This is a genomic window from Pseudomonas sp. SJZ078, from assembly GCF_007828255.1.
Classification (GTDB): domain Bacteria; phylum Pseudomonadota; class Gammaproteobacteria; order Pseudomonadales; family Pseudomonadaceae; genus Aquipseudomonas.
Map to the genome: position 1 here is coordinate 22268 of NZ_VIUG01000029.1, position 18691 is coordinate 40958.

The window sequence follows — 18691 nt, forward strand, 5'->3', positions numbered from 1 at the left end:
CGCTCACGGTCAGGCCGAGTCGTTGTCGTAGGGCCCGACAGAGCCGGGCCTATTCAAGTGACTACAGCGAAGCGCAGGAATTCGATTTTTCGTCGAGCCCAGCAGATGAACCTTCACCGCCGGTGGGTTTGGCCCGGGTGACGCGGTCTACCAGATACACCAGGCCGTGGTAATCGATTTCACCGTGTTGCGTCAGACCAATCTCACAGGTGCGGCTGGTGGAGATGCCCTCGGTGCAGTATTGAACCGCGTCATTGAGGGTGCGCAGCGAGTGGGCGTTGAGTTCCGGTGTGGTAAAGCCCTTGTCACCGGCGAAACCGCAGCAGTGGATGCCTTCCGGGATGACGACGCGTTTGCTGCATTTTCGCGCCAGATCGATCAGCGCCTGGCTCTCGCCGAGGTGCTGGGTGCTGCACGTGACATGCACGGCAATCGGCTCCTCCTGGGGGCTGAATTCCAGGCGCTCTATCAGATGCGTGCGAATGAAGCGCACGGGGTCGTACAGGTCGAGGCGTACTTCGCCGAGGTCCTGGACCAGCCGCAACGTGCAGGGGCTGGTGTCGCAGTAGATGGGGTCGAGGCCGCCGCGGCTGGCGTGCAGCAGTGCTCCGATCAGTTCTTGGCGTTTGTGCTCGGCTTGTTCGGCATAACCTTTTGAGGCAAACGGCTGGCCGCAGCAAAGGCTGTCGATGTTGTCGGGAAAGACGACCTGGTAACCGGCTTTTTCCAGCAGGTGTCGGGTTTTTTCGTACAGCGAAACCTGCTCTTTATCTCCCGCCGCAGGGCCCATGACACGCGACACACAGGCCGCCAGGTACACCACTCGCGGACGTTGGTCCGACACGGCCGGGTTGAAGCGGATGGGGCTTTCCGGCTGGGGCATGGCGGGGGTCCATTGCGGAACCTGACCCTTGGATAATCGGTTCAGTCCACCGGACAGCCGGGCCAGCCGGGGTGCCCCCAGCAGCATGCGCGCGCCGTTGGCCACGTGCAGGGTAAAGCGCGCTCCTTGCAGGGCCAGGGCGAAGTTGCCCGCAAGCCAATCGGCGGTTTTCGTACGTGTTGCGGTACGGCCGCGGAGCTTTTTCACCAGGTCGCCGGTATTGATGCCTACCGGGCAGCGTTGGGCGCACAACCCGGTGGCGGCGCAGGTGTCGATGCCTTGATGTTGATAGGCCGTTTCCAGCTCGGAGGTGTCGATGCCTGCGCGCTTTTTCGCCTGGATGTCCCGCCAGATCACGATGCGCTGGCGTGGGCTCAGGGTCAGGTCCTTGGACGGGCACACCGGTTCGCAGAAGCCGCACTCGATGCACTTGTCGACGATCTCGTCGGCGGCCGGCAGCGGCTTGAGGTGTTTGAGGTGGATCTGCGGGTCTTCGCTGAGCACCACATCCGGGTTGAGGATGCCGTTGGGGTCGAGCAGGCGCTTAAGCTGCCACATCAACTGGTAGGCATCGCTGCCCCATTCCAGCTCTACGAATGGGGCCATGTTGCGTCCGGTGCCGTGCTCGGCTTTCAGCGAGCCGCCGAATTCCACCGCGACCAACTGTGCCACGTCATCCATGAACGCCTGGTAGCGTGCGACTTCTTCAGGATTGTTGAAGCCTTGGGTGAAGACAAAGTGCAGATTGCCTTCCAGTGCGTGTCCGAAAAGGATCGCTTCGTCGTAGTGATGTTTGTCGAACAGCTCGATCAGGCGGTTCACGCCTACTGCCAGCTGTTCTACCGGGAAGGTCACGTCTTCGATTATCACCGTGGTTCCGGTTTTGCGCACCGCGCCCACCGCCGGAAAGGTGTCCTTGCGGATGGCCCAGAGTCGGGCGTTTTCCTTCGGGTCTTCGGTAAAGTCGACCTGCTTTTCCACCGGGAAGCCGGCCAGCGAGATCATGATCTGCGCCAGTTGTTCTTGCAGCAAAGACGAAGATGCGGCGCGGGATTCGATGAGCAGGGCGCAGGCATTCAGCGACAGGTGCTGGACGAAGTCCGGCATGCCTGGCTTGTCCTGGACGGAGCGCAGGCTGCGACGGTCCAGCAGCTCTACGGCCGATACCGGCTGGCTTTTCAGTACGGTGACGGCGTTGCAGCAGGTTTCCACGTCCGGGAACACGATCAGCGCCGAAGCCTTGTTCGGATGGTCGATCACCGTGTTGTAGGTCACTGCACTGATGAAACCGAGTGTGCCTTCGGACCCCACCAACAAGTGGCTCAAGATATCCACAGGCTCGTCGAAATCCACCAGGGCGTTGAGCGACAGGCCGGTGGTATTTTTCAGACGGTATTTGTGGCGAATTCGAGCGGCCAGTTCGGTATTGGCGCGGGTCTCGCGCCCGAGGGTCGCCAGCCGCTCTAGCAGCTCGCCGTGGCTGGCTCGGAATGCGGCTACGCTGGCGTCGTCTTCGGTGTCGAGGCGGGTGCCGTCGGCCAGTACCAGACGGATGCCGGCCAGGGTGTGATAGGTATTCTGCGCGGTGCCGCAGCACATGCCGCTGGCGTTGTTGGCGACGATGCCGCCGATCTTGCAGGCATTGATCGACGCCGGATCCGGGCCGATTTTGCGGCCGAACGGTGCCAGCCAGGCATTGGCCTGGGCACCGATCACGCCCGGCTGCAGACGGATTTGCGTGCCCTGTTGGCGAATCTCGCGGCCGTTCCAGTTGTCCCCCAGCACAATCAGCACCGAGTCGCTGATGGCTTGCCCCGACAGGCTGGTGCCGGCCGCGCGGAAGGTGACGGGGACGTGGTCGCGCTGGGCCAGCTTCAGCAGGGCGATCACTTCGTCTTCGCTTTCGACCCGTACCACCAGTTTCGGAATCAGCCGATAGAAACTGGCGTCGGTGCCGAAGGCCAAAGTCGACAGTGGATCGTCGAAACGGCGCTTTTGTGGGATCAGTTGTTGTACATCGTGTAGGAAAGTGGCCGGAAGAGTCATTGGTCCTCCAGAATCAGTACCACCAGATCCTTGGGACCATGGGCACCGTAGGCCAGGACTTGTTCGATGTCGGCGGTTTTCGACGGGCCTGACACCAGCAGGGCGTTGGTGGGCATGCCCTGGGCCCAGTCGAATTCCTGCTGCACTTCGTAGAAGTTATCGCGGATCTCGCTGGCCTTGAGCAGGGCAAAGTGTACGGGCGGCACCAGGCTCATCAGCCGTGGTTCTTCCCGCGTTGGCCACAGAATCAGGCTGCCGGTCGCAGCGATGGCGCCCAGGGTTCCGGTCAGGCTGGCGGGGGTGTCGTTGAACAGCTCGGCTTTCCATTCCTCGACCGGCCGGTTGTAGGCCTTGAGGGCCGGCAGGTCAGGATTATTCGCCCAGAACTGTGTGATTTTTTGCCCGTGCGCCGTGGTTGGAGCAATCAGCAAGCTCGGCAATTGCCGGTCGCGCAGCAACTGCGCCAGCAGCGCCGTCCAGCCTTCGCCCGACGTCAGGTGGATTTCGGTGTGCACCGCTTCCATCAGCTTGCGCAACTGCGGGATGCGCTCTTCGGGCGCGTAGCGATAGGTTTGCGTGACCAGATCGACGTCGAAATGGTCGGCAACCGGCGTGGTGCCGGTCAGGCTTTTCCGCAGTTTGGCGAGGATATTGTCCCTGGCGCTCATCGGCGGTCTCCCTGGGCTTTGAGGTGTTCGCGGGCCAGGTCGTGCAGCGAGCGGGCGGCGGGTTTGGGGGCGCTGTGGTTCTGGGTCCAGGGGCCGACGTTGCTGGGCGTCAGGGCGCGCAGGCGCGTGGCCAGGAAGGCGAATAGCCGGTACAGCCGTGGCGAACTGTTGAGCCGGGCCCAGGCATTCCAGATGAAGCGTTCCTTGGGCGAATATTTGCTGCCCTGACCGCGCATCACTTGGTTCGGGCTGTCCGGCGCCTTGACGTTTTCTTCCCGCAGGCGCCGCAGCAGGGCGGGGATCGGGATTTTCACCGGGCACACTTCACCGCAGGCGCCACACAGTGAAGACGCGCTTGGGTGGTCCGGCACTTTGGCAAGGCCGACCATGTGCGGCGTGATGATTTTTCCGATAGGTCCCGGGTAAACCTCGCCGTAGGCATGACCGCCGATTCGGGTGTAGACCGGGCAATGATTCATGCAGGCGCCGCAGCGGATGCAGTTCAGGGTCTGGCGCAATTCGCTGTCGGCAAACGCCTGGCTGCGACCGTTATCCAGTAGCACCAGGTGCACTTCCTGGGGGCCGTCCAATTCGTCGGCCTTGCGCGGGCCAGAGATCATGTTGACGTAGGTGGTGATCGGCTGGCCGAGGGCCGAGCGGGTCAGCAATGAGAGCAGCGGCACCACATCGCGCAGGTTCTCCACCACTTTTTCGATGCCGGTCACGGCGATGTGCACCGGCGGCACGGTGGTGGACATTCGCCCGTTGCCTTCGTTTTCCACCAGCAGCAGGGTGCCGGTTTCGGCGACGGCGAAATTGACGCCCGACACGCCGATGTCGGCCTCGAAGAATTTCTGCCGCAAGACCTTGCGACCAATCTGAATGAGTTGGTCGACGTCCTTGGTGTACTCCACGCCGAGTTTGTCGTGGAACAAGGACGCGACCTGACCGGCATTCTTGTGGATCGCCGGCATAATGATGTGTGAAGGCTTCTCGTGGTCGAGCTGGACGATGTATTCCCCCATGTCGGACTCAAGACATTCAATGTCCCGAGCCTCGAGGAAATGGTTCATCTCCATCTCTTCGCTGACCATCGATTTGCCCTTGATCACTTGCCGCGCCTCGTGAGCGCGGATGATCGAGAGGACGATGCCGTTGGCTTCGTCCACCGTCTCCGCCCAGTGCACAGTCACACCGTTGCGGGTCAGGTTGCTTTCAAGCCGCTCGAGCAGGTCGGGCAGCTTCGATAACGCACGGGCGCGGAGGGCGTTGCCGAGCACTCGCAGGTGTTCTCTTTCGTGGGCATCGCTGAAGGACGTTGCCCGCTTGGTCATCAGTGAATCCATCGCAGTGCGAAAGTTGTTTCGCAATTGCGTGTCGCCCAGGGCCTTGTGGGCGCGGGCACGAAAATCTTCCTGCAGTTCAACGGTCGGAATCAGCGTCGGCGTGCTCATGCCACACCTCCGGTACGCTGCCAGAGGAAACTCGCCAAGTGCTGGCCGCGCAACGCCTCCTGCTGTTTTTCCAGAGCGCCGTTGATGTTCATCAGGCAGCCGCAATCGGCACTGACGACCTTGTGCGCGCCGGATTCCTTCAACGCCCGGGTCTTGTCGGCCACCATCGCGCCGGAAATATCCGGCATGCGAACGCTGAATGTCCCACCAAAGCCGCAGCATTCGCTTTCGTGGCTGTGTTCGACCCGCTCCACATTGCGTAGCTGCGCCAACAACGCGCGGCCGTGCAGGTGGGTGTTCATTTCACGTCGTGCCGAGCAGGACGTGTGCAACGCAATCTTTACCGGTGTGCCGCTGTCCTGAAGCTGGACCTTGCAGACGAACAACAGGAATTCGGCCAGCTCATAGGTCCGGGCAGCCAGGGCCTGGATTTGCTTGAGCGTCTCGGGTTCATCCTTGAACAGGTCGGCGTAATGCTCGCGCATCATGCCGGCGCAGGAACCCGAGGGCACCACTACCGGATAGTCCTCGGCAAACAACGCCAGTTGCGCCCGCGCCACCGTCCGGGCCTGCTCGGTATAGCCCGAGGTGTACGCCGGTTGCCCGCAACAGGTTTGCCCTTGCGGATACTCCACCCGGATCCCTTCGCGCTGCAAAAGATGGATCGCGTCCATCCCGGCTTCGGGGTAGAACAGGTCCACCACGCAGGTGCCGAACAGGTAGACCCGTTGCGGTTTCTCGCTGGGGTACTGCCGAGGCTCGGGCAATGGCGGGGCGACACGGGTCGCGTTCGGCACGGCGTTGTAAAAAAGCTCGCTCATCAGGCGTGTCTCCGGGTGGTCCCGGTTATCCGTCCGCTGAGGCTGCTGAATATAGAGAGCAAATCTTTCAGCAACCTTGCAGACCCGGTTGTCGATAGCGAACGCCGGAGGATGTTCCGGCGTCGGTTTTTTCCAGGCAGCTTGTAGGACTCAATGCACCAGCATGCCGGTGAACCAGTAGGCCTGGGCCAACGTGATCAAGCCGACGATCGTTGCAAAGAATAGGCTGTGTTTCAGGGTAAAACGGAACAGGTCCGACTCTTTGCCCACCAGCCCGGTGGCTGCGCAGGCCACTGCGATCGATTGCGGCGAAATCATCTTGCCGGTCACGCCGCCGCTGGTATTGGCCGCCACGAGCAATGTGTCGTTGACGCCGATCTGGTGCGCGGTGGTGGCTTGCAGCGAACTGAACAGGGCGTTGGACGAAGTATCGGAGCCGGTCAGGAACACCCCCAGCCAACCCAGGAAGGGCGAGAAGAACGGAAACGCCGCGCCTGTGCCGGCCAGCACCAGGGCCATGGTCGACGACATGCCCGAGTAGTTGGTGACGAAGGCGAAGGCCAGCACCATGCCGATGGACAGGATCGGCCAGCGCAGCTCGAAAAACGTCTCCTTGAAAGTGGTAAGACCAGTTTTGATGTTGATCTTCAGCACCAACATCGAGATCAGTGCGGAGAAGAAAATCGCCGTGCCGGTGGCCGAAATCGGATCAAGTTTGAACACGGCCGGAATGGCGGTGGGGTTGACCACGATGGGAGCGACCTTGATCACCATCTGGTCCAGGTGCGGGATGGCGAAATTGAATACCCAGGCGTACATCGAGCCGCCGGCGGCGAACATCGCCTTGAACGGTTTCAAGGTCCAGATCGTGACCAGCACGGTAAGGATCAGGAACGGCGACCAGGCCTTGATGATTTCCCCCAGGCTGTAGGGCGAAGCCACGGTGCTGCGCGGTTGGCCGAAACCGCCGACGCTGGCGGTCACTGCTGCGCCGTAAGTGGCGCCGGCAATCTGGGCCCCTGCGCTGCGTTTGGGTTGCCAGACTTTCAGAAACAATGTCAGCGAGATCAAGCTGGCCAGGGCCGAGGTGATGTCCGGCAGCTCTGGGCCGATGAAGTTGGAGGTGAAGTACTGGGTGATGGCAAAACTCAAGCCTGCCACCAGCGCCGCTGGCCAGGTTTCGCGCACGCCGCGCAGGCCATCCATCATGAATACCAGCCAGAACGGTACGAACAGCGACAGCAGTGGCAGTTGGCGTCCGGTCATGGCGCCGATTTTGACGGCGTCGATGCCCGTCACTTGGCCCGCCACGATTATCGGAATGCCCAGGGCGCCGAACGCCACGGGCGCGGTGTTGGCGATCAGGCACAGCCCGGCGGCATACAGCGGGTTGAAGCCCAGGCCCACGAGCAGGGCGGCAGTGATCGCCACGGGTGCACCGAAGCCGGCGGCACCTTCCAGAAAGGCGCCAAAGCAGAAGCCGATCAACAATACCTGCAGGCGCTGGTCATCGGTAATCGACAGCACCGAACTGCGAATGACCTCGAACTGGCCGCTCTTGACCGTCAGTTTGTAAAGGAAAACGGCGGCGACGATGATCCAGGCGATGGGCCACAGGCCATAGGCAAAACCGTAGCCGGCAGCGGCGAAGGCCATGTCGGCAGGCATGTTGAACGCAAAGATTGCCACGGCAATCGCCAGGGCCAGAGTAATGCTTCCCGCCACATGCCCCTTGAGACGAAACACCGCCAGGGCCAGGAAGAAAAATACGATGGGAATGACGGCCGCGAGTGCGGACAAGCCGAGACTGCCGAGCGGGCTGTAAAGCTGTTGCCAGGTTTGCATGGTGGGTGAGCCCCTAATTGTTGTTGGTCAGGCACTGGTCAGCGGTTTTGGTTAATTGGTAAGACCAATTTACAAGCGCTGTCGGCTAGGGTAAAAGCCTTGGCTATCGTGTGTCAATTTGCCGCCCTGAAACTTTCGTCGAATAAACGGTGCAGATCGCATCTGATCTGTTTGCCTGAATGGCTTCTGGTAGGTGTGGGCAGGGCCCGGATGGGCCAGAATAGAGAGCCCGGCGAGCTGCCGGGATCGTGGAGAGTCGAGTTATGGGGTTTGATCAGATTCGTCAGCGCCGTTTGTCTGACGATATTGTCGAGCGGCTTGAAGGAATGATTCTTGAAGGCACGCTGAAGTCTGGTGAGCGGCTGCCGGCCGAGCGGACCCTGGCCGAACAGTTCGGCGTCTCGCGTCCTTCATTGCGCGAGGCGATCCAGAAGCTGACGGCCAAAGGCTTGCTGGTCAGTCGGCAAGGCGGCGGTAACTACGTGGTGGAATCGTTGGGCTCGACGTTCAGCGATCCGCTGCTGCAGCTATTGGAAAGCAATCCCGAAGCGCAGCGTGACTTGTTGGAGTTTCGTCATACGCTGGAAGCATCCTGCGCCTATTACGCGGCGTTGCGGGCCACGGAAGTGGATCGTGAGCGGCTGACGGCGGCGTTCGATGAGTTGCAGGATTGCTATGCGCGCCACGATGAAGTGAGCCGGGCGGAGGAGGGAGCGGCGGACGCCCGGTTCCACCTGGCGATTGCCGAGGCCAGCCATAACGCGGTCCTGCTGCATACCATCCGTGGGCTGTTCGACCTGCTCAAGCGCAATGTGGTGACCAACATCGGCGGCATGTACAAGCAGCGCAGCGAAACCCGCGATATGCTGATCAGCCAGCATCGGGAGTTGTACCAGGCAATCATGGACGGGCACGCCGAGCAGGCGCGGGAAGTGTCCAGCCGACATATTCTGTATGTGCAGGAAGTGTTGGAGGAGGTGCGCCAGGAAGTACAGCGAGTGGCGCGGGCAGAGCGGCGCAAGGGGATATAGCCAGTCTAACCCTGTGGGAGCGAGCCTGCTCGCGGTGGGTCAGTCAACATCGATGTCGACTGACCATACGCTATCGCGAGCAGGCTCGCTCCCACATCGGATTCTGTGTGGGCTTAATCTTCCTTGCCCTTGTTACGCACCGCACGCTGCAGTTCGCGACCGGCGTCGCGCTCGCGCTCGGTATCGCGCTTGTCGTATTCCTTCTTGCCCTTGCCCAGCGCAATCTCGCACTTGATCAGGTGCTTGCTCCAGTACAGCGACGTGCAGACGCAGGCGTAGCCCTTCTGCTGTACGGAAGCGAAGAGTTTTTCCAGCTCACGCTTGTTGAGCAGCAGCTTGCGCGAGCGCACCGGATCGGCAATCACGTGGGTGCTGGCGGTGGTCAAGGGCGTGATGTGGCTGCCCAGCAGCCAGGCTTCGCCATCCTTGAGCAGCACGTAGCTGTCGACCAGTTGCGCCTTGCCTGCGCGCAGGCTCTTTACTTCCCAGCCGGCCAGGACCATGCCAGCCTCGAAACGCTGTTCGATGAAGTAGTCGTGTCGCGCCTTTTTATTTTGCGCGATGGTCCCTGTGGGGTGTTTCTTCTGTTTAGCCATAGGGGCGGCATTATAGGCAGTTGCGTGCGTGTCGGCTACGGTGAAGCAGCATGCTTGAGCACGTTGAGTGAATCCCGGACAATGCGGCCTCTTTTTTGAACGCTTGGGCGTGATCACGATGTCGACAGACAAGGTTTCTGTCCACGGCAGTTGGGCTAGCCGCTGGGTCTTCATACTCGCGGCGACCGGCTCGGCCGTGGGATTGGGTAGTATATGGAAATTTCCCTACATGGTCGGCGTCTACGGTGGCGGTGCCTTCGTATTGATGTTCCTGGCGTGTATCGCCCTCATCGGCGCGCCGGTGATGCTGGCCGAGACCCTGATCGGTCGCCGCGCCCGGCAGAGCCCGGCCAATGCCTTGAAGGTGCTGGCCTTGGAGGCGGGGCACTCGCCCAAATGGTCGTGGGGCGCCTTCGCCGGGATGATCACGGCGCTGCTGATCCTGTCGTTCTACAGTGTGGTCGGTGGTTGGTCGCTGGATTACATCATTGACATGGGGCGCGGCGATTTCCAAGGCGTGGCACCCGATCAGGTGGGCGCCTACTTCGGCGGTGTCATCTCGGACCCCTGGAGATTGACGCTCTGGCACACGGTCTTCATGTTGCTTTCCGCCGTGGTGATCGCCAAGGGAGTGGTCGCAGGGCTTGAGCGCAGCCTGCGGGTCATGATGCCGCTGCTTTTCGTGATGATCCTGGTGTTGCTGGGCTACAGCATGACCACCGGGCATTTCATGGAGGGCCTGCACTTCATGTTCGACTTCAAGCCGGAGAAAGTCCTGGACGGCCTGCTGCCGGCCATGGGGCATGCGTTCTTCTCCCTGAGCGTCGGGGTTGGTTCGATCATGATCTATGGCGCCTACATGCCCAAGAACGCCTCCCTCACCAGGACGGTGGTCGGTGTCGCGCTGCTGGATACCTTCGTGTCGCTGATGGCGGGCGTGGCATTGTTTCCGATTGTGTTCGCAGCCGGTCTGAACCCCAGCGAGGGACCGGGCCTGATGTTTGTGAGTCTGCCTTTCGCCTTCGGTAGCATGGCATTCGGCCAGGTGATGGGCGTGATATTTTTCGTCCTGGTCGCCATCGCGGCCTGGAGCTCGGCGATTTCCCTGTTGGAGCCCATGGTGGCCTACCTGGTTGAGCGGACCCGGATCAGTCGCGCCTGGGTGACGTTCTGGCTGGCCTTCACCTGCTGGTTTGTGGGGCTGGGGACGGTGTTTTCCTTCAATATATGGAAGCAGGCGAAGTTTTTCGTGAACGAAGACGGCCTGTTCCGCCTCTACCAATGGGGGGCAACCGGAGGACTGGATTTCTTCGGCGTGATTGATTTCTTTACATCACGGATCATGCTGCCGTTGGGTGGTTTGTGTTTCGTGGTATTTGCAGGGTGGATCATGGGCCGGGAAGCCGTACGCGATGAGTTGTCGCTGCGCAGCCCTGTATTATTCGCCTTGAGCCTGTTCCTGATGCGCTACGTGGCCCCGATCGGCATCCTCGTGGTGTTCGCCGTCCAGCTGTGGAAGTGACGCTTACATGACGACACATATTCAACGCTCGGCCTTGCTGCCTTATCCGGCGCAAGCGCTGTACGACCTGGTCAACGATGTGGCGAGTTATCCGCAGTTCCTGCCCTGGTGCTCGTCCGCCGAGGTGCTCGAGAGCTCCGAGACCCATATGCGTGCGAGCCTCAACGTCGCCAAGGGCGGGCTGAGCCAGCATTTCGTGACCCGCAATACTCTGGTGCCGGGTCAGTCCATCGAAATGAACCTGGAAGAAGGGCCTTTCAACCAGCTTCACGGTATCTGGGTGTTCAAGCCGTTGGGAGAGAAGGCCTGCAAGATCAGTCTGGATCTGTCGTTCGACTATGCAGGCCCACTGGTTCGGGCCACGCTGGGGCCGTTGTTCAATCAGGCGGCCAATACCCTGGTCGACGCGTTCTGCCAGCGCGCCAAGCAAAATGCAGAGCTCAAGCGTTGATCGAGATAGAAGTGGTCTATGCCGCTGTCCAGCGTCAGGTCTTGCGGGCATTTGCAGTGCCACAAGGCACGACGGTTCGCGCTGCGCTGGCTGCATCGGGCATTGCCGATGAGTTCCCCGAGCTCGACCTGGCCACATGTCCGGTGGGGATTTTCAGCAAGGTGATTGCCGATCCGGAGCGCCAGACGGTCCAGGCGGGTGATCGGCTTGAGATTTATCGGCCGTTGCTGGCGGATCCGAAGGAAATCCGTCGCCTGCGCGCGGCCAAGGCTGCCGAGGCCCGTAAGCAGAATCAATAATCGGATCTGGATTGAAGGCAATAAAAAACCCGGCATGCCGGGTTTTTTCATGTCGCGATTTATTGCGGCGTGGTGTCCAGTGGTTCTGGTGTCGGGACGGGGACGGTTTCGACGCTGTCCACATCCTTCTGGATCTGGTCCAGCAACGAACCTGGCTTGACCGGTTTTTCCGGTTTCGCCTTCTCGCCGTTCTCGGCCGGCGTGACCGTCGTGCCGCTGTCCTTGCCCATGATGGCCTCGTCGCGACTCACGCCGGGCATGAAATCGCCTGACAGGCTGACGAGTTGATCATTGGCATTGAAGATAACGCTGATGCGTTCTTGCTGGCGCTCACCGCCGCCAGGCTGCAAGCTGTAGAGATAATCCCAGCGATCGGCGTGGAACGTGTCGGTCAGCAGGGGGTTACCCATGATAAACCGTACTTGCCGGCGGGTCATTCCCGGGCGTAACTGGTCTATCATGTCCTGCGTCACGACATTGCCCTGCTGGATGTCGATTTTGTAAACCCCGGGGAATGAACAACCGGCGAGTGCGAGCAGTCCCACGAAGGTGAAACTGGTTAGCAAGAGCTTGGTGTTTTGCATCGGTGGGCGACTTCCACTATCTTGGCTGGGACAACGTAAACGCCGATCATACCCGCATTAAGAGAAGCTGCGAAGCAGCATCGCGAGAAAGCTGACCATGGTTGAAAATAGCGAACTACGCAAAGCCGGCCTCAAGGTGACACTGCCAAGGGTCAAGATTCTGCAAATGCTCGACTCCACCGAGCAGCGGCACATGAGTGCCGAAGACGTCTACAAGGCCCTTATGGAAGCGGGTGAGGACGTCGGTCTGGCCACGGTTTACCGTGTTCTGACCCAATTCGAGGCTGCCGGCCTCGTGGCTCGCCATAATTTCGATGGCGGTCATGCGGTCTTCGAATTGGCGGATGGAGAGCATCACGATCACATGGTGGATGTTGAGAGCCGTGAGGTCATTGAGTTCGTCAGTCCTGAAATCGAGAAGCTGCAAAAAGCAATTGCCGCGGATCATGGTTTCGAGCTGATCGATCATCATCTCGTCTTGCATGTACGCAAACTTAAATAAGCATGTTGAGTGAGCCCTGGCTCCCGAAACGAAAGAAGGCGACCTCAGGGTCGCCTTCTTGCTTTGTGATGGTTGTCAGCTTTTTGCCGCAACCACCATTTTCTTCGCATGGGCCAGGGATTCCTTGGTGAGGTCGATCCCTCCCAGCATCCGCGCCACTTCTTCCACGCGTTCGTTTTTGTTGAGCTTGGACACTGCGGTACGGGTGGCATCCTCGCCGCGCACTTTATGGACAAATAGATGTTGATGGCCTTGTGCGGCGACCTGAGGCAGGTGAGTGACCGTCAGCACCTGGCCACGCTCCCCGAGCCTGCGCAGTAGCTGCCCGACAATTTCTGCCGTCGGTCCGCCAATCCCCACGTCCACTTCGTCGAATACCAGCGTCGGTACGCGTGAGGTCTGGGCGGTGATGACCTGAATGGCCAGGCTGATTCGCGACAACTCACCGCCGGACGCGACTTTTGCCAGTGCCTTGAGCGGTTGGCCGGGGTTGGCGCTGACCAGCAGCTCTACCTGCTCCAGCCCGTTAGGCTGAAGTTCGTCGCCTGCGTTGGGGCGCAGTTCAATGGTGAAGCGCCCCCCCGGCATGCCCAGGCGCTGGATTTCCTGCTCCACCGCGCTGGCCAGCCCGGTTGCGGCCATGCGGCGCAGTTCGCTGAGCTCTTTGGCTCTCTCATGGTAATGACGGGCATAGGAAGCCAGCTCGTCCCCCAGGCGCTCGATGGACTCATCGTTGGCGTTCAGGGTTTCCAGCTCTTCCAGCAGGCGTTGCTGCAGTTCGATGACGTCGGTGGGCTGGATACGGTGTTTGCGGGCCAGGGTATAGATAGTGTCCAGGCGCTCTTCCAGATATTGCAGGCGCGCCGGGTCGGCATCGAAATGATCGAGGAATCGGTTCAACTCCCCGACGGCTTCTTCAACCTGGATCTGCGCGCTGGTCAGCAGGTTGGTCGCTTCGCTCAGGGCACCGACGGAATTGTTCACGCTGGTGAGTCGGTTCAGGCTCGCTGTCAGTGCATTGAGTACGTTACCCGAATCACTTTCGCTGCATTGCTCGACGACTTGCCGGCAGATGCCCAACAGGGTTTCGGCATTGGTCAGGTTCTTGTGTTCCTGCTCCAGCTCCTCCAGTTCATTTTCCCCCAGGGCCAGGTTCTCCAACTCTTCGAGCTGATAGCTCAGCAATTGATGGCGGGCACGCTGTTCGTCGCCGGAGTTGGAGAGCTGATCCAGTTCCTGCCGGGTCTGGCGCCAGCGTTGGGCGGCCAGTTGGACCTGGCGGGCCAGGTCCGTGGCGCCGGCATATTCATCGAGCAGGCGACGATGGGTGTCGGTCTTGAGCAGCGACTGGTGTTCGTGCTGGCTGTGGATGTCGATCAGCAGTTCCCCGAGGGCCTTGAGGTCACCCAGGGGGCAGGGCGTGCCGTTGATGTAACCTCGGGAGCGGCCTTCGGCGGTGATGACCCGGCGCAGGATGCACAGGCCATCGGTGTCCAGGTCGCGCTCGGCCAGCCAGGTGCTGGCTTCGGGGATGTCGACCAGGTCGAAGGTCGCCAGGATGTCGGCCTTGTCTGCTCCGGGGCGTACGACGCCGCTGTCGGCGCGATCACCCAGTGTCAGGCCCAGGGCATCGAGCATGATCGACTTGCCGGCCCCGGTCTCACCGGTAATCACGCTCATACCCCGGTCAAGTTCGAGGTCGAGGTGTTCGACGATGGCGTAGTTGTGTACGGACAGGTGCACCAGCATAAAGCCGCTCCCAGGCGTTAAGTCTGGTTATTTATACAGTGTTTTGTTTCGGACTGACAATGCCCTCGCTTAGCTCGATTTGCTTGATGGAGTGAATTTCTTAGTGCGGTAGGTAATAGGTATGCAATTGCTTTTTGTAAGGTCAATTCGTCGAGCGCCCCTTGAAGCTGGAAAACCCGGCCCCATATACGGGGGCAGAAGCGCGAGTCGAGCTCGCGGACGAAGTTGAGAGGAGAGAACTATGGCTGACGAACAGACGCAGGATACGCAAAACCAAGAGGCCAATCAGACCTCCCAGGATTCGGGTGGTGATCTGGCGGCCCGTGTACAAGTGCTCGAAGAGCAACTGGCCGGTGCGCAGGATCAGGCGTTGCGTGTAGCAGCCGACCTGCAGAACGTCCGCCGTCGCGCCGAGCAGGATGTGGAGAAAGCTCACAAATTCGCCCTGGAGCGCTTCGCCGGCGACCTGCTGCCGATCATCGACAGCCTGGAGCGCGGCCTGGAGTTGTCCAATCCGGACGACGAGAACATTCGTCCGATGCGCGAAGGCATCGAGCTGACCCTGAAAATGTTCCAGGACACCCTCAAGCGCTATCAGCTCGAAGCCATCGATCCCCATGGCGAACCCTTCAACGCCGAGCACCACCAGGCCATGGCGATGCAGGAAAGTGCCGACGCCGAGCCAAACAGCGTTCTGAAGGTTTTCCAGAAAGGTTACCTGCTCAACGGTCGTCTGCTGCGCCCGGCCATGGTCGTGGTCAGCAAGGCGCCAGCACCGGTTTCACCTTCTATTGATGAACAGGCTTGAAATCGGCCGTAGCGGCCCCATTAAGAAGTCAAGCGTTTAAGTGCTACCGCGGTTAGCCACCACTGCCGCGGCAACAAAATCCAAGTTCCGGGAGAGTTAACATGGGCAAGATTATCGGTATCGACCTGGGGACCACCAACTCGTGCGTCTCCGTGCTGGAAAACGGCAAGGCCAAAGTCATTGAAAACGCCGAAGGCGCGCGCACCACGCCATCGATCATCGCGTACGCCAACGATGGCGAGATTCTGGTTGGCCAGTCGGCCAAGCGTCAGGCAGTGACCAATCCGCATAACACCCTGTATGCGGTGAAGCGTCTGATCGGTCGTAAGTTCGACGAAGAAGTCGTTCAGAAAGACATCAAGATGGTGCCTTACAAAATCGCCAAGGCTGACAACGGCGATGCCTGGGTTGAAGTGAACGGCCAGAAAATGGCGCCGCCACAGATCTCGGCTGAAATCCTGAAGAAAATGAAGAAAACCGCCGAAGATTACCTCGGCGAAGCAGTGACTGAAGCCGTTATTACCGTTCCTGCCTATTTCAACGATAGCCAGCGCCAGGCGACCAAAGACGCCGGCCGCATCGCGGGCCTGGACGTCAAGCGCATCATCAACGAACCAACTGCCGCGGCTCTGGCCTATGGCATGGACAAGGCCAAGGGTGATCACACCGTAATCGTCTATGACCTGGGCGGCGGTACCTTCGACGTTTCCGTGATCGAAATCGCTGAAGTCGATGGCGAACACCAGTTCGAAGTTCTGGCAACCAACGGCGACACCTTCCTCGGTGGTGAAGACTTCGACATCCGCTTGATCGACTACCTCGTCGACGAGTTCAAGAAAGAAACCGGCATGAACCTCAAGGGCGATCCGCTGGCGATGCAGCGCCTGAAAGAAGCCGCTGAGAAAGCCAAGATCGAACTGTCCTCGAGCCAGTCGACCGATGTGAACCTGCCGTACATCACTGCAGACGCCACCGGTCCTAAGCACCTGAACGTAAAAATCTCCCGCGCCAAGCTCGAAGCGCTGGTGGAAGACCTGGTTCAACGCACCATCGAACCTTGCCGTATCGCGATGAAAGACGCCGGTATCGACGTTGGCTCGATCAATGACGTGATCCTGGTAGGCGGTCAGACCCGTATGCCGCTGGTGCAGAAGCTGGTGACCGATTTCTTCGGTAAAGAAGCCCGTAAAGACGTGAACCCGGACGAAGCCGTTGCCATGGGTGCTGCCATCCAGGGCGCCGTTCTGGCCGGTGATGTGAAGGACGTTCTGCTGCTCGACGTCAGCCCGCTGACCCTGGGTATCGAAACCATGGGTGGCGTGATGACCGCGCTGATCGAGAAGAACACCACGATTCCTACCAAGAAATCCCAGGTGTTCTCGACCGCTGATGACAATCAGAGCGCCGTGACCATCCACGTCCTGCAAGGCGAGCGCAAGCAGGCTGCCCAGAACAAGTCCCTGGGCAAGTTCGACCTGGCCGAGATTCCGCCAGCGCCACGTGGCGTGCCGCAAATCGAAGTGACCTTCGACATCGACGCCAACGGCATCCTGCACGTCGGCGCGAAAGACAAGGCCACCGGCAAGACCCAGTCGATCGTGATCAAGGCCAACTCCGGCCTGTCCGAGGAAGAAATTCAGCAGATGGTTCGCGATGCTGAAGTCAACGCCGAGGAAGACCGCAAGTTCGAAGAGCTGGCCAGTGCCCGCAACCAGGGTGATGCTCTGGTGCACTCGACTCGCAAGATGATCGCTGACGCCGGCGAAAAAGTGACCGCTGAAGAGAAAACTGCCATCGAAGCGGCCGTGGTTGCCCTGGAAGCTGCCGTCAAAGGCGACGACAAGGCTGCCATCGAAGCGAAGATCGAAGAGCTGTCCAAGGTCTCCGCGCCAGTGGCCCAGAAGATGTACGCCGAGCAGGCTCAGCCAGCTGAAGGCGCCGCGCAGCAAGGCGAATCGGCCGAAAAAGCCGACGACGTCGTCGACGCCGAGTTCGAAGAAGTGAAAGAGCACAAGTAATCGCTTGTTGGTTGGCCGGTTGACTGCGTTTGTGCGGTGGCTGGTAGGATGTCGCCGCGCGGGAGCTTGCTCCCGCGTTGGCGTGTCTGGAACCCATGAATTTTTACAGCATGCGACAACGTTCGGGTGCTGATGGCGTAATCGGGAAAGCTCCTGCTTTTCGTTTTGGGCCTGAGACCGGGATCGCTGAATCGACGTGGTTGGGTCCGGGCCTGTAGGGGCTCAACGAGTTGGGCGAGGCTCAGGAGAGCTTTGCCGGACGTCCTAAAAGAGTGCAAAGACTAATGGCAAAGCGTGATTTCTACGAAGTATTGGGTGTCGAGCGGGGGGCCAGCGAGGCGGATCTGAAAAAGGCCTATCGTCGCCTGGCGATGAAGCACCACCCGGATCGTAATCCAGGCGATAAAGCGTCGGAAGAGCTGTTCAAGGAAGCCAACGAGGCTTACGAAGTGCTGTCCGACTCCAGCAAGCGCGCGGCTTACGACCAGTACGGGCATGCCGGTGTCGACCCGAGCATGGGGGGCGGCGGTGCCGGTTTTGGCGGGCAGAACTTCTCCGACATCTTCGGCGACGTGTTCAGCGATTTCTTCGGTGGTGGTCGCGGCGGTGCCCGTGGTGGCGCCCAGCGTGGCAGCGACTTGCGCTACACGCTGGAGTTGAACCTGGAAGAGGCGGTGCGTGGCACGACCGTCAATATCCGCGTGCCGACGCTGGTCAATTGCAAGCCGTGCGATGGTTCGGGCGCCAAGAAGGGCTCCTCGCCTGTCACTTGCCCGACCTGTGGCGGTATCGGCCAGGTTCGCATGCAACAGGGCTTCTTCTCGGTGCAGCAGACCTGCCCGCGTTGCCATGGTCAGGGCAAGATCATTTCCGACCCATGCGATTCCTGCCATGGCGAAGGGCGCGTCGAGGAATACAAGACCCTGTCGGTGAAAGTGCCGGCCGGCGTCGATACCGGTGACCGCATTCGCCTGTCCGGCGAAGGCGAGGCGGGTGCCCAGGGCGGCCCGACCGGTGACCTCTATGTCGTCATCAACGTGCGTGAGCACTCGATTTTCCAGCGCGACGGCAAACACCTGTTCTGCGAAGTGCCGATCGGTTTCGTCGATGCCGCGTTGGGTGGCGAACTCGAGATTCCAACGCTCGACGGTCGCGTGAAGCTGAAAATCCCCGAGGGCACACAGACCGGCAAGCAGTTCCGGATCCGCGGCAAGGGTGTTGCGCCTGTGCGCGGCGGCGGTGCGGGCGACCTGATGTGTCGTGTTGCGGTCGAGACGCCGGTCAACCTCAGCCGGCGCCAGCGCGAATTGCTGGAAGAGTTCCGCAGCTCGCTGGCGGACGACAACAGCCACTCGCCAAAAACCACCGGTTGGTTCGAAGGCGTGAAGCGCTTCTTCGGCGATCTGTAAGGAGG

Annotated in this window: 16 protein-coding genes; 8 read left to right on the top strand and 8 right to left on the bottom strand. The window is 60.4% G+C overall.

Features of this window, described 5'->3' with window-relative positions; translation table 11 throughout:
* Positions 1–61: 61 nt before the first annotated feature.
* The 5 genes from FBY02_RS21800 to FBY02_RS21820 form a co-directional block, all read right to left on the bottom strand.
* The gene (locus tag FBY02_RS21800; RefSeq protein WP_144930217.1) at positions 62–2929 is read right to left on the bottom strand and encodes an FAD-binding and (Fe-S)-binding domain-containing protein; all 2868 of its coding nucleotides are present in this window, start codon (positions 2927–2929) and stop codon (positions 62–64) included.
* Positions 2926–3597, bottom strand: a complete 672-nt coding sequence (locus FBY02_RS21805) for a lactate utilization protein (protein ID WP_144930218.1) — start codon at positions 3595–3597, stop codon at positions 2926–2928. The genes FBY02_RS21800 and FBY02_RS21805 overlap by 4 nt, the downstream gene beginning before the upstream one ends.
* Positions 3594–5051: a LutB/LldF family L-lactate oxidation iron-sulfur protein gene (locus FBY02_RS21810; RefSeq protein ID WP_144930219.1), complete on the bottom strand. Its 1458-nt coding sequence runs from the start codon at positions 5049–5051 to the stop codon at positions 3594–3596. Before FBY02_RS21810 ends, FBY02_RS21805 begins: the two co-directional genes overlap by 4 nt.
* On the bottom strand, positions 5048–5872 hold the full coding sequence (locus tag FBY02_RS21815; RefSeq protein WP_144930220.1) for a (Fe-S)-binding protein: 825 nt from the start codon (positions 5870–5872) through the stop codon (positions 5048–5050). Before FBY02_RS21815 ends, FBY02_RS21810 begins: the two co-directional genes overlap by 4 nt.
* Positions 5873–6022: 150 nt before the next feature.
* Positions 6023–7717, bottom strand: coding sequence for a lactate permease LctP family transporter (locus FBY02_RS21820; RefSeq protein WP_144930221.1), 1695 nt, complete (start codon positions 7715–7717; stop codon positions 6023–6025).
* A 263-nt stretch (positions 7718–7980) separates the two neighbouring features.
* On the opposite strand from FBY02_RS21820, the gene FBY02_RS21825 reads away from it, so the two are divergent.
* On the top strand, positions 7981–8748 hold the full coding sequence (locus tag FBY02_RS21825; protein ID WP_144930222.1) for an FCD domain-containing protein: 768 nt from the start codon (positions 7981–7983) through the stop codon (positions 8746–8748).
* Positions 8749–8861: 113 nt separating this feature from the next.
* Here FBY02_RS21825 and smpB read toward each other — a convergent pair whose 3' ends face one another.
* Positions 8862–9344, bottom strand: a complete 483-nt coding sequence (smpB, locus tag FBY02_RS21830) for an SsrA-binding protein SmpB (RefSeq protein ID WP_030139770.1) — start codon at positions 9342–9344, stop codon at positions 8862–8864.
* Between the two features lie 118 nt (positions 9345–9462).
* On the opposite strand from smpB, the gene FBY02_RS21835 reads away from it, so the two are divergent.
* From FBY02_RS21835 to FBY02_RS21845, 3 genes are read left to right on the top strand one after another with little or no spacing between them, the layout of a single operon-like run.
* Positions 9463–10866, top strand: a complete 1404-nt coding sequence (locus FBY02_RS21835) for a sodium-dependent transporter (RefSeq protein WP_144930223.1) — start codon at positions 9463–9465, stop codon at positions 10864–10866.
* Positions 10867–10873: 7 nt separating this feature from the next.
* Positions 10874–11317, top strand: a complete 444-nt coding sequence (locus tag FBY02_RS21840; RefSeq protein ID WP_041025009.1) for a type II toxin-antitoxin system RatA family toxin — start codon at positions 10874–10876, stop codon at positions 11315–11317.
* Positions 11314–11616, top strand: coding sequence for an RnfH family protein (locus FBY02_RS21845; RefSeq protein ID WP_144930224.1), 303 nt, complete (start codon positions 11314–11316; stop codon positions 11614–11616). Before FBY02_RS21840 ends, FBY02_RS21845 begins: the two co-directional genes overlap by 4 nt.
* 59 nt (positions 11617–11675) lie before the next feature.
* Here the strand turns inward: FBY02_RS21845 and FBY02_RS21850 are convergent, their stop codons facing one another.
* Positions 11676–12200 (bottom strand): outer membrane protein assembly factor BamE, encoded by a 525-nt coding sequence (locus FBY02_RS21850; protein ID WP_041025007.1) that lies wholly within the window; start codon positions 12198–12200, stop codon positions 11676–11678.
* 97 nt (positions 12201–12297) lie between these two features.
* Between FBY02_RS21850 and fur the strand changes: the two genes are divergently transcribed.
* Positions 12298–12702 carry a ferric iron uptake transcriptional regulator gene (gene fur / locus FBY02_RS21855; protein WP_144930225.1) on the top strand — a complete coding sequence of 135 codons (405 nt, stop codon included), beginning with the start codon at positions 12298–12300 and terminating at the stop codon, positions 12700–12702.
* Positions 12703–12777: 75 nt separating this feature from the next.
* On the opposite strand, the gene recN is transcribed toward fur, so the two are convergent.
* Entirely contained in the window at positions 12778–14451 is a 1674-nt protein-coding gene (gene recN / locus FBY02_RS21860) for a DNA repair protein RecN (RefSeq protein WP_144930226.1), read from the bottom strand.
* 241 nt (positions 14452–14692) lie between these two features.
* Here recN and grpE point away from each other — a divergent pair, with 241 nt between their 5' ends.
* From grpE to dnaJ, 3 genes are all read left to right on the top strand, one after another.
* Complete coding sequence (grpE, locus tag FBY02_RS21865) at positions 14693–15259, top strand: nucleotide exchange factor GrpE (RefSeq protein WP_144930227.1); 567 nt, start codon at positions 14693–14695, stop codon at positions 15257–15259.
* A 101-nt stretch (positions 15260–15360) separates the two neighbouring features.
* Positions 15361–17277, top strand: coding sequence for a molecular chaperone DnaK (gene dnaK / locus FBY02_RS21870; protein WP_144930228.1), 1917 nt, complete (start codon positions 15361–15363; stop codon positions 17275–17277).
* A 284-nt stretch (positions 17278–17561) separates the two neighbouring features.
* The gene (gene dnaJ / locus FBY02_RS21875) at positions 17562–18686 is read left to right on the top strand and encodes a molecular chaperone DnaJ (protein ID WP_047699393.1); all 1125 of its coding nucleotides are present in this window, start codon (positions 17562–17564) and stop codon (positions 18684–18686) included.
* Positions 18687–18691: the final 5 nt, after the last annotated feature.